Raw genomic sequence first — 14,020 nt, 5'->3', positions numbered from 1 at the left:
TCAGCCCAAGGACTGCATCTAACTTAACGACCTGCTGCCGGGCTTTGAGATTGGTATTCTCCTTAGCTCATCGGGTATGGCATCAGCCGTATAGTTTTGTATGTCCATTTCCAGCAAACTTACCACCGGAAACGGCATATTTACGCAACTGCCGCGACTTATAATGCTCAACTCAGCCATTACTTTTCCTCCAAGGGCTGTTACAGCGTCGAATACCTCTAGAGATGACCCGCCGGTGGTGATTACATCCTCCACTATCAACACTCGACTGTCGGTATCTATGCAAAACCCTCTACGTAACTCGAAATTACCCCGTACACGCTCAAAAAAGACAAAATTTACTCCGAGCTGCCTGGCAATTTCATACCCAAACACTATCCCTCCCATAGCGGGGGAGGCCACAACATCAATCCTCAGATCACCAAGCACATCGTTACTTCGTCGCAGGAGCGCAGCGCACAGGTCCTCACACACAGAGGGCACCTCCTGAAGCTTGGCACACTGTATGTATGTATCGCTGTGCAATCCAGAGGACAAAACGAAGTGGCCCTTTAGAATTGCAGACCTCTCCATTAGCACGTTTAGCACAGCATCATTAGTATACATATCCCTCCCACGCACTGTCCGACCTCGCGCACCAGCATACTACCCCTGCAGTATCGGGACAGGCAAGACCCGAGGTGAGATCATGCACAAAACCCAAGCAGCAACAAACTGCACTGCATGCGCTAGAAGACCTCCTCCTCCAGCACATCGGTACGCCCGTCTGCAGCAAACAGATCGTTGTTGTGCATACTCTCCGCAAGGTACGCTCTGATTTTTTGTTCCAACTCATTCGCAACATCTGGGCTGCTCTTCAGGTAAGCCTTGGCATTCTCCCTCCCTTGCCCCAACTTAACTGCGCCATAGGAGTAGTAGGCACCAGACTTCTCGACAAAACCGAACTTGACACCCATATCAACTATTTCACCCAACTTTGATATGCCTTCATTGTATACGATGTCAAACTCTGCCTGCTTGAACGGGGGCGCAACCTTGTTTTTGACTACTTTCACTCTCGTCTGATTTCCTATAACGCTGTCTTTGTCTTTAATTGCACTCACCTTGCGAATGTCAAGCCGTATCGATGTGTAGAACTTGAGCGCACTGCCGCCCGTTGTTACTTCCGGGTTGCCGTACATCACACCTATCTTTATGCGTATCTGGTTTATGAACACCAGTATGCAGTTAGCCTTGGATACCACAGAAGTCAGCTTACGAAGCGCGTGGCTAAGCAACCTAGCCTGCAACCCCATGTGCTGATCACCCATATCACCCTCTATTTCAGCCCTAGGGGTAAGCGCCGCAACAGAATCCACCACTATCACATCTATAGCACCAGAACACACCAGGTACTCAACAATGTGCAAAGCCTGCTCACCAGTGTCGGGCTGCGAGACTATCAAATCACCCACGCTCACACCCAACTTCCTGGCATACACAGTGTCCAATGCGTGTTCTGCATCGATGAAGGCACAGTTACCTCCTTGTTTCTGTGCTTCAGCAATAACATGAAGTGCAAGTGTGGTTTTTCCTGAGCTTTCTGGACCGAAGATTTCCACTATCCTACCCTTTGGTAGGCCTCCAATACCCAGCGCTGCATCCAGAGCTATTGAGCCAGTAGATACACTATCCATTTTCTCTGCAGGGTGCTGTTTCAACTTCATGATGGCGCCGCGCCCGAACGCTCTTTCTATCTGACTTATAGCGGCATCCAACGCCTTTTGCTTGTCAGATTCAACATCTTTCTTACCACCTGATGACATGGGCACCCTACCAACAAAAACAACCCCCGCGGCATGTCACGACTTAACCTCATACGCTCACATCTGTCAAGAATTTTACACTCTCCCCCGCACATCCCCCAGCTACATCCTACCCTACAACTTCTCGGGTTCATCCCACTGTGGCACTAGTAACACATGTAGTAGGAATAGTAGTGCGCATCAACCGCCAATCTGCAACTCTTGAAGCTCTTGGTATCACCCTTATCACTAACTCTAGCCTCAGCAGAACCTGCAGTGATATGGGTGATGCCAGGAACTTCAAGTGCGTAGATGGAAGTGCCACATTAGGCGATTAAGTGATTGATATGCAACAGCCTTTCCCTCCTTATTTAGGTTATTGATGTTAGTTGCCATCCCCTGCAAGCTGATGGTGTTACTCTCAGCAGAGATTGCATCTGTACTCTCAGTACTGAATACAGTACCAAGCTTGCCATTGTTGGTCTGGGCAGTGCCACAGTTGGTACCAGTACCATTACCACACACCTTCTGGCTCACTGTTTGACCATTAGTGGCAGCCTCTACTGCAGTACCCCACCTCTTGGCATCACTCTTAGTTATCTTACCTAAATGAGTAGTAAGACGCTCTACCTGACCTCTAGCTGTATCATATGCTAACTCCTTTCCTAATAAGAATACTGAAGCTGTATCCTCATTAGACTTCTTACCTCCCTTAATAACAAACCTCTCATACCCTACTTCAACTTCAACCCTGGCTCCTCCAATACTATACCCAATGCTTCCTTCTGCAGCAGTGGCGCTATACTAGAGCGCTCTTGTTGCACCACTATTCCTACCACATGTGTTACTAGTGCAACTGCCCCGACTCTCTGGTACGTTGATGGTGGTGATGCCACAGTGGGATTAGAATCCGAGTCTGATGCCCACCTCCACACCTGTGTGCAAACCCTGACCTTCTCTTTTGTTTTCCTCATTGAACTTACATCATCGTCCATACAATGGGCAGGTGTGTGTTCCAGAGGTTAAGTACGAATAAGAGACGAGACCTTGGAGTGAGTGCAGGGAACTGTGGATGCGGCAAGCATGTAGGTAGTAGCACGAGGTAGAGGACCCCCAGAGTTGGGTGCGCTCAGTTGGTGGTGCAGATAGTCCCAATTGGGAAGACCTAGGTATTGAGTCCCGGATACAGGTGAGTCTTCACATGGAGTATCCTCCATGGTGTACCTGCTGGGGCTGTTGGTGATACTGCTGAAGCTGATGATACAGCGACTAAGGTTATATGTAATGTTATAGGGTTTGTACAGAAGCTTGGACTACCAATCATGACAGGAGTGATATTAGGTTCCAGCATCATGGCTATATTCGGTAAACTAGCATGGCCTGCAATTGTAATGTTAGTTGTATTCACAGCTATATTCTTTGGTGCCGGTAAGCTAATGGCTAAGTTTGCTGCTGGTCTGAATAGTGACGGTGTGAATGCACAGAGCTTCAACTGTGTAGATGGTGGCGGTGCCACATTGGGTGGTGCTGGGAATGTGGGTCGGTAGAGAGACCTGAGTAGTTGGTGTGCGGAGAACTTTGACTGTGCCCAGAAGGCTGGGAGCCGAAGTAGTTAGAGACCTGGGTAGTGACACAGGTGTAGGTGATGGCAAGAGCTTCAACTGTGTAGATGGAGGTTGGGTAGTTAGGTGTGCTGGGCTGGGTGGTACGAGTTAGGAATGGCCTGGGTGCAGTTGGTGGGTGTACCAAGTTGTGGGGACGAAGTCAAGTGATGTGCTGTGAGTTGGTTAGGTAAGGGACCTGGATGATAGTGTGAATGCACAGAACTTGAATGCAAAGGTGGTGGAAATGCCACATTGGGTAGTTAGGGACTTGGGTGGGGCAGTGTGTCGGTAGTTAGGTGTGCATGCAGAGAACTTTGACTGTGCCAAGTATACTAAGAATGCGAGTGGTAGTTAGAGAGACCTGGGTGTACCCTTAACTGTACTTCAGGAACAACGTTAGGTGATTATAGATGGTAGCAATACCACAGTGGGATAAGCATAGGGACACCCAACTGTTTGTAGTATCAACATGAGCCGGGATAAGTAGGGTGAAGTGTATGCTGTGGTAGTTGGTTAGTTAACGTTGATATGGAAATGAGTTGTGAGGTGCTGGTGCAGAGGGCACCAAGTTGAGTGGGTAGGTGGGAGCGTAGGGGTAGTGAGTAGAGGGGTGCTAATGGTGGAAATGCCTCATTAGGCAAGAGTACTGATCCCAGAGTGTAGATGTGTGGCTGGGAGACAACATTGGGTGGTTAGGTAAGTAGGAGAGTAGGCCAGTAAGTTGACCGTACCTCAGCATCAACTCTACTTAAGTAATCAGTCCAACCCCTATTCTTTGTAATCTCCATAGCACTAGTCAATGCAGCCTTCATCACTGTAGCTACTCCACGTTTCTCAGCAATCTCTGTAAGTTCTTCTAGTGCTTTGATCTTGGATAGTTCATCTAGTTTATTCTTGAGATTCTTGAGCTCCTTGGTCCGCCCCTTCTTCTCCAGCTTATGCACCACATCCAACTTCCCTTTGATTGCCATCTCCAACTTCTGGAGCCCCTTTACTGCTTCTACCTGCTTAGAGTCCCTCAGCTTTTGTGCCAGATTCTCTAGACGCCCTTTCTCCTTCTCCCACTCCTGCTTTACCTCCTCCAGTGTCTTGCCTTCAGCTCCAAATCCTGCCAGCCATTCCCACTCTGCACCCACATCACTGTTGCGTTTCACCTCATCCTTCACCTCCTCTATCTTCATCTCCTTCAACTGCTTCAGCGCAGCCTTCATTGCCTCCAGTTCCTTGGACCTCTCCCCAGACGCTAACCTTCCTAGCCTCCCCAACTTCTCGGCTAGTCCACCATCTGTATTCTCTCCCAGTCTCCTAGCTTCTAACCTCCCTACCATACCTACGCTTAATGCCTTTATCTTCTCTGTGAGTTGCAATCCCCCTTGCACATCTAATTCCCCAGCTTTCTGCCTCTCAGCTAATGCCTTAACTTCCTTAACCTCAGCTAATTCCCTCAATCTCTCTTCCAATCCCAATGCCTTCAGCTCCTTTATTACAGCTAGTTCTTCTAGCCTGTTCTTGAGTGCCTGCAGCTCCTTAAGCTTCTCCCACTCACTGCTCTTCTCCAGCGCTCCAAGCTTTTCTATCTCCTTCTTCACCTCCACCTTTATCTTTTCCAGCCACTTCAGTCCTAACCCCTCCTCAAGCTCTCCCAGTCTCTTGATTAGCTCTCCAGCATAACCTACCTTCTTGAGCTCCTCCAGCTTCTGCTTCAGCTCCTCTGTAGTCCTCTCCAGCCCTCTAAGCTTTCCTATCTCCTGCTTCACCTCCTCCGCTGTCAGCTCCTCCACCTTTACCTTATTTATCGCCTCCTTTGCTTCCTCTACCTCCTCTATCTTATCCCTCACCTTCCTAGCCGTCTTCAACCCCTCATCCTCATCCCACTTCCTCTTGGCTTTCTCCTTCAGCCCCCCATACCCCTCCTCTACCTCCTTTAACTTCTCCTTCAGTTCCCCCACCTTCACCAGCCCAGTGACTCCCTCTGCTGCTGCCTCCTTTGCCGTCTTCACCTCCGCTATCTTCTCAGCTTCTAGCCTCTCCAAGTCTCTTGGTTCCTTGAGTTGATCTAACTGCCCCTTGAGTCTCTTTGCTCCCTCCTTCAATCCCTTTATCATCTCTAGTTTGCTCCTGAGCTCCTTCAGCTTCTCTCCTTGGCGCTTCCACTTTCCCCCTAGCTTCTCTCTCACCTTTATCCAGGTCTCCAGCTTCTCCCGCAGCTTCTCCCACTCCTTTGCTCCCAAACTCTTCCCTTTCTCCCACTGCTCCAACTCGGCCACTCCCTCCTTTGCCGTCTTCACCGCCGCTATCTTCTCTTTCTCCATCTCCCCTATGCTGTCCTTCACCTTCTGGATCTCCTCAGTCTGCAGCTTCTCAAGTTCTTCTAACCACTTAAGTTCTCCAAGTTCAGCTAATTTACTTACTTGCTTTTCTAATTCATGTTGTAACTTCACTAACTCATCAGCTCTACTTAGTTCTTGAATAACTAGTCCCTCATCAACTCCTACCATCTCTCCCATCAGGAATGTATCACCATCAGCACTAGGTACTGCACTACCAAGTACTGCACTGCTAAATACAGCCCTTACAGGACTAGCTGTTCCTGCTCCTATACTATCTACTACTTCCTTCCTAAACCTCTTCACATCCCCCATAGACATCCTACCCAATGCACTGGATAGTAACTGACCCCTCACTGTATCTAATGTTAGATCTCTACCTAGAAGGGGACTAGGTGGTAATGTAGGTGTGTTGGCAATGCAACACCAAGAAAGTTGGGAGTGCGAGTAGTACACAGAGGTGGTGTGGGAGAGTAGGGACTTGGGTGGTGCCAGAGGGTAGTGACACAGCTGGGAGTGCGAGTAAGAAGTAAGGAGACCTGAGGGTAATGACACAGGTGTGGGCAGCACTTTGACTGTACTTTAAGAACAACATTAGGTGGTTATAGATGGTAGCAAGACCACAGTGGGATGAGCTAAGGAACACCCGACTGTTTGCAGTATCAACATGAGCCTGGGAAGTTGTAGGGCAGGGAGTGATGTGCTGTGTAGGTGACTAGTTGATATGGGAATGAGTTGTGAGTGGGTGCAGATAGTGGGGACTTGGGTGATGCGCCCGGCTGTTTGGAGCGCACTGCTCAGCTGTTGCCAAGCAGGGTGTCACGTGCCTGATTTAGTTTTTGGGCGAAATACGCAGAGCCGCCCCTATCGGGGTGTGCGAACTTCATCAACCGGTGATAGGCTGAGGTTATTTGCTCGGGAGTGGCACTGTCTCCAAGGCCCAGAATCTCCAGCGCTTCACACCTGGACAAAGACTCTGTTGTTCTTCTGGCCGAACCGCCCGCGTAGCCCGCACCATACATCTCGTTGATCATTCTATTCAGGATAGTCCTGAAATCCCCGTTGCTAAAACCCCCGTATATGAGGCTGTTCTTCTTAAACAGCAGGAACGCTACCATGACAATAACCGGCAGCACAAACAATGCGCCGACCACGCACAGCACGGTGAAAAGCACTAAGAACATGCGATAAAACTTGATTTGCTCCACGCACTGCAATACACTGCTATCTTCCGCAGTGGGGGGATTATACCCACGAACATTACTTCATTGCAAGGGTTGTTTATGTTTATTCAGATTGAAAACACGCCTAACCCTGACGCTTTGAGGTTTTTGCTTAGTGCTGATGCGGGCAACGTAGAAAGCGGCGTTGAATTCTCGGATGCTGATGCAGCCCGAAGTTCTGCCCTTGCTAGGCTGCTATTTGATATACAAGGTGTGTCTAAGGTGTTTTTTGGAGGGGATTTCATATCTGTCACAAAGCTGCCGCATGCCGATTGGGACACTCTGAGGCCAGAGATTTTGGTTGTGATGACAGATTACCTCTCGTTGCGTGGTGCAGATGCCACACCGTTACCAGCACATGAAGATGGAGGCGAGCAGGAATTTTTCGACGAGGTGGACACCGAAGTAGTGAAGCGTGTTAAGGAGCTTATAGAGCACTACGTGAGACCTGCGGTTGCCCAAGACGGTGGAGACATAAAGTTCAGGGGATACAAGGAAGGGGTAGTCTTCGTGCACCTCAGAGGGGCCTGCTCCGGCTGTCCAAGCGCTGCTGTAACATTGAAAGATGGGGTCTACGGCATGCTCAGCTATTATGTACCAGAAGTGAAAGCTGTGGAAAGCGTCTGAGTTTGCCATTGATGTGGGAAAGGCGGGGATTTATATGCCCGTCTACAACACTGATGAAGTTACCACCGATACCAGCACAAGCATAAGGCACAACCCCAATACCATCAGTCAGGAGGTCATAGCAAGCATTGAGCATTACAGAAGTAGATCCGATAGCCCTAACCTCTATCACCTCTGCACCTTCAACAGCTTTAGCAAAAGCCCCAGCAACAACAGCCTTTCCCTCCTTATCGAGGCTATTGATGTTGTCCGCCATCCCCTTCACGCTGATGGTGCTGGTGCCACTGGTAGAAGTGTTCATTGATGAGATTGCATCTGTACTGTCAGCATTGAATACAGTGCTAAGCTTGCTGTTGGTGTCCTTGCTATCAGTAGTACCACACTTGGTGGCACCAGTGGTACCATTGGCCCCACACACCTTCTTACTCAGTGCTTCACCACCACCGGTAGCAGCCTCTACTGCAGTACCCCACCTCTTGGCATCACTCTTAGTTATCTTACCTAAATGAGTAGTAAGACGCTCTACCTGACCTCTAGCTGTATCATATGCTAACTCCTTTCCTAATAAGAATACTGAAGCTGTATCCTCATTAGACTTCTTACCTCCCTTAATAACAAACCTCTCATACCCTACTTCAACTTCAACCCTGGCTCCTCCAATACTATACCCAATGCTTCCTTCTGCAGCAGTGGCGCTATACTAGAGCGCTCTTGTTGCACCACTATTCCTACCACATGTGTTACTAGTGCAACTGCCCCGACTCTCTGGTACGTTGATGGTGGTGATGCCACAGTGGGATTAGAATCCGAGTCTGATGCCCACCTCCACACCTGTGTGCAAACCCTGACCTTCTCTTTTGTTTTCCTCATTGAACTTACATCATCGTCCATACAATGGGCAGGTGTGTGTTCCAGAGGTTAAGTACGAATAAGAGACGAGACCTTGGAGTGAGTGCAGGGAACTGTGGATGCGGCAAGCATGTAGGTAGTAGCACGAGGTAGAGGACCCCCAGAGTTGGGTGCGCTCAGTTGGTGGTGCAGATAGTCCCAATTGGGAAGACCTAGGTATTGAGTCCCGGATACAGGTGAGTCTTCACATGGAGTATCCTCCATGGTGTACCTGCTGGGGCTAGTGCTGCTACTGGTACTGGTGATGCAGCTGATGATACAGCGACTAAGGTTATATGTAATGTTAATAGGGTTTGTACAGAAGCTTGGACTACCAATCATGACAGGAGTGATATTAGGTTCCAGCATCATGGCTATATTCGGTAAACTAGCATGGCCTGCAATTGTAATGTTAGTTGTATTCACAGCTATATTCTTTGGTGCCGGTAAGCTAATGGCTAAGTTTGCTGCTGGTCTGAATAGTGACGGTGTGAATGCACAGAGCTTCAAGTGTGTAGATGGTGGCGGTGCCACATTGGGTGGTGCTGGGAATGTGGGTCGGTAGAGAGACCTGAGTAGTTGGTGTGCGGAGAACTTTGACTGTGCCCAGAAGGCTGGGAGCCGAAGTAGTTAGAGACCTGGGTAGTGACACAGGTGTAGGTGATGGCAAGAGCTTCAACTGTGTAGATGGAGGTTGGGTAGTTAGGTGTGCTGGGCTGGGTGGTACGAGTTAGGAATGGCCTGGGTGCAGTTGGTGGGTGTACCAAGTTGTGGGGACGAAGTCAAGTGATGTGCTGTGAGTTGGTTAGGTAAGGGACCTGGATGATAGTGTGAATGCACAGAACTTGAATGCAAAGGTGGTGGAAATGCCACATTGGGTAGTTAGGGACTTGGGTGGGGCAGTGTGTCGGTAGTTAGGTGTGCATGCAGAGAACTTTGACTGTGCCAAGTATACTAAGAATGCGAGTGGTAGTTAGAGAGACCTGGGTGTACCCTTAACTGTACTTCAGGAACAACGTTAGGTGATTATAGATGGTAGCAATACCACAGTGGGATAAGCATAGGGACACCCAACTGTTTGTAGTATCAACATGAGCCGGGATAAGTAGGGTGAAGTGTATGCTGTGGTAGTTGGTTAGTTAACGTTGATATGGAAATGAGTTGTGAGGTGCTGGTGCAGAGGGCACCAAGTTGAGTGGGTAGGTGGGAGCGTAGGGGTAGTGAGTAGAGGGGTGCTAATGGTGGAAATGCCTCATTAGGCAAGAGTACTGATCCCAGAGTGTAGATGTGTGGCTGGGAGACAACATTGGGTGGTTAGGTAAGTAGGAGAGTAGGCCAGTAAGTTGACCGTACCTCAGCATCAACTCTACTTAAGTAATCAGTCCAACCCCTATTCTTTGTAATCTCCATAGCACTAGTCAATGCAGCCTTCATCACTGTAGCTACTCCACGTTTCTCAGCAATCTCTGTAAGTTCTTCTAGTGCTTTGATCTTGGATAGTTCATCTAGCTTCTTTTGCGTCTCTGTCAGCTCCTTTATTGCAACTAGTGCCTCTAGTTTGTTCTTAAGATCTGCCCGGCCTGGAAGTGTTGTCACTCCGGGTGCTTCCAATTCCTTTACCAGCTTCTCGAGCTGTGTCATCCCAGCTTTCTTAAGTTCCTCTATTGTCAGCTTCTCAAGGCTCGTGAACAACGTGATGCCACCCCTTTCCCTTCCCTTCACCAGCTTCCCCGCCGCTTCCACCTCCTGTATCTTCTCTTGCTCCAGTGCTCCTAGATTCTTCACCAGCTCCCGTATCTTCTTAGCTCCCAGCCTCTCTAAATCCCCCAATTCTCCAAGCTTTCTGATTTTCCCCAGTGCTTCCAGTTCTGTGATCTTTACTAGCTTCCTATCTAGGTCCACTAACCCCAACTCATCCTTCAACTGCTTCAGTGTTTCCTTAACCTCAGCTAATGCCTTAGACCTCTCCCCAGGCATTAGGTCATCCAACTGACCTAGCGTCCCCAGTGCCCAGATCTCTTCGAGTTTACCTGCCACTGCTGCTATAGCTTGTGGATTCAGATTCTTACGTACACCTTGCTCATCCAACTGTGTTAGCTCCTTAAACTTCTCTCTCCACCTCCCCTCCATCAGATCTAGCTGTCCTCCCAATGCTCTAATCTTCTCAGTCAGTTGCAATCCCTCCTGAGCATCTAATCCTTGTAATTTCTGTTTTTCAGCTAGTGCCTTAACTTCCTTAACCTCAGCTAATTCCCTCAATCTCTCTTCCAATCCCAATTCCTTCAGCTCCCTTATTGCAGCTAGTTCTTCCAGCCTGCTCTTGAGGACCTGCAGCTCATCCTTAAACCCTAATTTCTCTCCCAGCTTTATCTTCACCCCCTCTATCTGATTCTTTATCGCCTCCTTCTTGAACATCGGTATCTTTTCCAGTTCTGCCAGATTCTTCTCTATCTTATCTTTCACCTCCTCCACCTTATTCACCAGCGCTCCCAAGTCTTGTATCTCCCTCTCCATCTCCCCTATCTTATCCTGCACCTTTATCTTCTCCACTTCCTCCTTCGCCGTCTTCACCACCTCCGCTATCTTCTCTTTCTCAATCTTCTTCTCCAAGCTCCAAGCTTCTTGTAGCTTCTCCCACTCACCTATCTTCCCCCACTCCTTCTCTCCCAAAGTGGTCACCACTCCCTTCTTTGCCGTCTTTACCTCCTCTATCTTACTAGCTTCTAGCTGCCCTAAGTCTTCTGGCCCCTCAAGTGCATCTAACTTCCCCTTGAGTCTCTCTGCTCCTTCCTTCAATCCCTTTATCATCTCTAGTTCTTCTAGTTTGCTCTTGAGATCCTTCACCAGCGCTACCTGGCCCTGCCATCCCGCCTTCTCTTCCATCTTCTTGGTCACATCCTTCACCAGCTCTCCCAGGTCCTTTATTGCTTCTAGCTGTTTAGATCCCTTCAACTCTTCAAGCTTTCCTCTCAGCTTCTCCCTTCCACTCAAGATAGGTACCGATTGCTGATGTACTTCCTTCACCTCCCTTATCTTCTCTTTCTCCATCTCCCCTATGCTGTCCTTCACCTTCTGGATCTCCTCAGTCTGCAGCTTCTCAAGTTCTTCTAACCACTTAAGTTCTCCAAGTTCAGCTAGTTTACTTACTTGCTTTTCTAATTCATGTTGTAACTTCACTAACTCATCAGCTCTACTTAGTTCTTGAATAACTAGTCCCTCATCAACTCCTACCATCTCTCCCATCAGGAATGTATCACCATCAGCACTAGGTACTGCACTACCAAGTACTGCACTACTAAATACAGCCCTTACAGGACTAGCTGTTCCTGCTCCTATACTATCTACTACTTCCTTCCTAAACCTCTTCACATCCCCCATAGACATCCTACCCAATGCACTGGATAGTAACTGACCCCTCACTGTATCTAATGTTAGATCTCTACCTAGAAGAAATGCTGTGTCATCTCTTCCACTTTTGCAGCAGTTCCTATATCTGGGTGATGGTGTGAATGCAGAGAGCTTTGACTGTGAACGGGGGAGCGTGCTTTTGTAATATCTGCATTTATCTGCATTGCCATGTGTGCTCTAATACAGAAGTAGCGAAATCATAAAGGGAACGTAGAATATCCCTATTACGGTGCTGATCAGCAGCATAATCGCGGCAACGTCTGGCTTATAATTTGTCGTGTATGCCAATATTACCCCGGTACTCGATATTGGTATTATCGCCAAAAGGATGAATGCCTGATACGTCTGACTGTCGTAGAGACATGGTCCCTTGCGATCCAGAAAAATCAGCAGTAGTGCGAGCAATGGCCAGGCTACGTATTTGATCAGTACCGTAAACACCATCAGCTTCCAGTTTATGGAAAAATCCTTTATGTTAGCTACAGATATACCCAGTAACATGGTGCCAAGAACCATATATGTGCTTGCAAGATCTGTGGATACGCGCAGCAGGAACTCTGGCATGTGCACTTTGAAATGGTTGCAGAGCAAGGCCGCGACTGCTGCGTGGAATGTAGGCAGAGTGATCAGCTTTTTGAAGCATTGTTGCGGTGTGTATAGCCCCCGAGTTGCTATGTAGAAACCAAAGCTATTCTCAAAGAACAGCATCCCCACATAGCACAAGAGGTATATGGAAACCGTGCCCTCGTCGAACAATGCTATCGCTACTGGCAGGCCGAAAAACCCCATGCCGGAGCTTCCCGAGCTGAAGGCCAGCATGTTTCTTATGTGATCTCTGAATACCAGTGACGACACGTTGTATACTATGAGCGACATCGCGCAGCAAACCACGAACGTAATTATCGGCAGAAATACAAATTCCGGTGTTATGTTAATCTTGAGTATGCCAAAGAACACTACAGTAGGCCCAACGGAGTAGAATAGGAGTTTTCCTATTGTGGCACAATCTAGCTTAACGACCCGACCGGCAATGAAACCGAGCAAGATCGTTGTGTATACGGGTAACACTTTGAGCGTCAGGGCAAAGAACATACTAACACTTCCAAACTACAGGTCTGGTACGAACCACGCGCGCAAGTACTTTAACATAAGTCAGAACCCCCTCACAACAGATTAGTGTCGCAGTGGGGCGCATGAAAGGGCCTATAGTTCCCTGTTCCTCAAAAAATTTTCTGAATAAGATTTCGGTTGTTTCCTAGTGGCCTGCTCTGGTAGTACGACGTATGAAATGCCGCGGGTTTCTGCGTAGGATATGGCAGCCTCCCGACTCGAAAAGCGCAGCTTTATTTGTTGTGCCGTATCCCTAGAGCCTACCCACCCCATAAGAGAATCCCTATACAGTGAGCATGAAGGTTCAAACTCCATGAGCCAAACGTCACTCCCGTAAGTACCAGATTGCATGACGTTCCTAGCAGGCCGATGTATTCTTGCTGTGAGCGAGCTCGGACTACCAGACACTTGAAAGCACCGACGAAAAGGCTAAGATTTGCAGCAGTGTAACAGGTATTAAGCAAATGTCTATTAATAGTGGGAGTAGTGGGAGTAAGTTTGAAGAGGCGGTGCGGGAGTTGGAACGCATTGCAGAAGAGCTTGAGCGCGGTGATGTGTCCCTTGACAGAACCGTTGAGTTGTACAATCGGGGTATAGAGTTGCACAAGTACTGTGACAAAGTTATCAAGGGAATAACGCTTAACGTTGAGTCCTTAGGCGATGAAGAGCTTGAGTAACGTACGTAGGTATGTGCGTGCGGGGAGCGCCGGTTATTTACGCCTAAGCCGTGAAGGGCTTTTGCTGATGTATACCTAAAGGCCAGGCCATATGCTGCTGGATGCTCAAGTGTTGCAGTAATTTTGATCGCGGGTAGGGACAAACTGCGCAAGCAGCATCGCGTGAAGTTGCACACAAATGCTCGGCATATGCGCGCTGCTTAGATGAGTGTAGCACCGCTCGTGCGGAGGGTGCGGGTTGTTTACGCTTGAGACGTGAAGGGTTTTTCACAGATGTATACCGGGGCTACGCTGCACATTTCTGAGCGGTGTGTGCGCATATGTGTGGGGACCCCACCGTGCGCCTAGCTACTGCGGACTTGCGCAAGTCGT

15 protein-coding genes and 3 pseudogenes are annotated in these 14,020 nt (G+C 48.6%); 6 read left to right on the top strand and 12 right to left on the bottom strand.

Annotated features, from left to right (window positions below; all coding sequences use genetic code 11):
• Window positions 1–18 precede the first annotated feature (18 nt).
• The 5 genes and pseudogenes from pyrE to ACIS_RS04955 all read right to left on the bottom strand — a co-directional run bounded on the left by pyrE (window position 19) and on the right by ACIS_RS04955 (window position 2,779).
• Entirely contained in the window at window positions 19–606 is a 588-nt protein-coding gene (gene pyrE, locus ACIS_RS04970; RefSeq protein ID WP_012881061.1) for an orotate phosphoribosyltransferase, read from the bottom strand.
• Between the two features lie 122 nt (window positions 607–728).
• Window positions 729–1,805: a recombinase RecA gene (gene recA, locus ACIS_RS04965; protein ID WP_012881060.1), complete on the bottom strand. Its 1,077-nt coding sequence runs from the start codon at window positions 1,803–1,805 to the stop codon at window positions 729–731.
• A gap of 279 nt (window positions 1,806–2,084) precedes the next feature.
• Complete coding sequence (locus ACIS_RS05660; protein ID WP_274376775.1) at window positions 2,085–2,321, bottom strand: hypothetical protein; 237 nt, start codon at window positions 2,319–2,321, stop codon at window positions 2,085–2,087.
• Between the two features lie 159 nt (window positions 2,322–2,480).
• A pseudogene (locus ACIS_RS05685) lies at window positions 2,481–2,549 on the bottom strand (P44/Msp2 family outer membrane protein); the annotation flags it as partial.
• Window positions 2,519–2,779, bottom strand: a complete 261-nt coding sequence (locus tag ACIS_RS04955) for a hypothetical protein (protein ID WP_012880244.1) — start codon at window positions 2,777–2,779, stop codon at window positions 2,519–2,521. The pseudogene ACIS_RS05685 and the gene ACIS_RS04955, both read right to left, overlap by 31 nt.
• A 213-nt stretch (window positions 2,780–2,992) precedes the next feature.
• On the opposite strand from ACIS_RS04955, the gene ACIS_RS04950 reads away from it, so the two are divergent.
• Both ACIS_RS04950 and ACIS_RS05515 read left to right on the top strand, forming a co-directional pair.
• Window positions 2,993–3,331, top strand: a complete 339-nt coding sequence (locus tag ACIS_RS04950) for a TrbC/VirB2 family protein (protein ID WP_049756275.1) — start codon at window positions 2,993–2,995, stop codon at window positions 3,329–3,331.
• A 19-nt stretch (window positions 3,332–3,350) separates the two neighbouring features.
• Entirely contained in the window at window positions 3,351–3,500 is a 150-nt protein-coding gene (locus ACIS_RS05515) for a hypothetical protein (RefSeq protein ID WP_187286245.1), read from the top strand.
• A gap of 580 nt (window positions 3,501–4,080) precedes the next feature.
• On the opposite strand, the gene ACIS_RS04945 is transcribed toward ACIS_RS05515, so the two are convergent.
• Window positions 4,081–6,030: a hypothetical protein gene (locus ACIS_RS04945; RefSeq protein WP_148207729.1), complete on the bottom strand. Its 1,950-nt coding sequence runs from the start codon at window positions 6,028–6,030 to the stop codon at window positions 4,081–4,083.
• A gap of 482 nt (window positions 6,031–6,512) precedes the next feature.
• Window positions 6,513–6,899 carry a J domain-containing protein gene (locus tag ACIS_RS05445; protein WP_148207728.1) on the bottom strand — a complete coding sequence of 129 codons (387 nt, stop codon included), beginning with the start codon at window positions 6,897–6,899 and terminating at the stop codon, window positions 6,513–6,515.
• A 99-nt stretch (window positions 6,900–6,998) separates the two neighbouring features.
• On the opposite strand from ACIS_RS05445, the gene ACIS_RS04935 reads away from it, so the two are divergent.
• On the top strand, window positions 6,999–7,565 hold the full coding sequence (locus ACIS_RS04935) for a NifU family protein (protein WP_012881057.1): 567 nt from the start codon (window positions 6,999–7,001) through the stop codon (window positions 7,563–7,565).
• A 13-nt stretch (window positions 7,566–7,578) separates the two neighbouring features.
• Here ACIS_RS04935 and ACIS_RS04930 read toward each other — a convergent pair.
• Window positions 7,579–8,253, bottom strand: a pseudogene (locus ACIS_RS04930) (P44/Msp2 family outer membrane protein); the annotation flags it as partial.
• Complete coding sequence (locus ACIS_RS04925; protein ID WP_012880244.1) at window positions 8,196–8,456, bottom strand: hypothetical protein; 261 nt, start codon at window positions 8,454–8,456, stop codon at window positions 8,196–8,198. The gene ACIS_RS04925 and the pseudogene ACIS_RS04930, both read right to left, overlap by 58 nt.
• Window positions 8,457–8,669: 213 nt before the next feature.
• On the opposite strand from ACIS_RS04925, the pseudogene ACIS_RS05615 reads away from it, so the two are divergent.
• A pseudogene (locus tag ACIS_RS05615) lies at window positions 8,670–9,018 on the top strand (TrbC/VirB2 family protein).
• A 19-nt stretch (window positions 9,019–9,037) separates the two neighbouring features.
• Window positions 9,038–9,187, top strand: coding sequence for a hypothetical protein (locus tag ACIS_RS05510; protein ID WP_187286245.1), 150 nt, complete (start codon window positions 9,038–9,040; stop codon window positions 9,185–9,187).
• A gap of 580 nt (window positions 9,188–9,767) precedes the next feature.
• Here ACIS_RS05510 and ACIS_RS04915 read toward each other — a convergent pair.
• The 3 genes from ACIS_RS04915 to ACIS_RS04900 form a co-directional block, all read right to left on the bottom strand.
• Entirely contained in the window at window positions 9,768–11,831 is a 2,064-nt protein-coding gene (locus tag ACIS_RS04915) for a hypothetical protein (protein WP_148207727.1), read from the bottom strand.
• Between the two features lie 207 nt (window positions 11,832–12,038).
• On the bottom strand, window positions 12,039–12,953 hold the full coding sequence (locus ACIS_RS04905) for an AEC family transporter (RefSeq protein WP_012881055.1): 915 nt from the start codon (window positions 12,951–12,953) through the stop codon (window positions 12,039–12,041).
• A gap of 111 nt (window positions 12,954–13,064) precedes the next feature.
• Window positions 13,065–13,379: an ETC complex I subunit gene (locus tag ACIS_RS04900; protein WP_012881054.1), complete on the bottom strand. Its 315-nt coding sequence runs from the start codon at window positions 13,377–13,379 to the stop codon at window positions 13,065–13,067.
• 56 nt (window positions 13,380–13,435) lie between these two features.
• On the opposite strand from ACIS_RS04900, the gene xseB reads away from it, so the two are divergent.
• A complete protein-coding gene (gene xseB, locus ACIS_RS04895) occupies window positions 13,436–13,648 on the top strand; it encodes an exodeoxyribonuclease VII small subunit (RefSeq protein WP_012881053.1) in 213 nt (70 codons plus the stop codon).
• Window positions 13,649–14,020 lie beyond the last annotated feature (372 nt).

The sequence above is a fragment of the Anaplasma centrale str. Israel genome (assembly GCF_000024505.1).
GTDB classification, from domain to species: domain Bacteria; phylum Pseudomonadota; class Alphaproteobacteria; order Rickettsiales; family Anaplasmataceae; genus Anaplasma; species Anaplasma centrale.
Note: the sequence above shows the minus strand (reverse complement) of the source record. Positions and strands in the feature narration are given on the sequence as shown.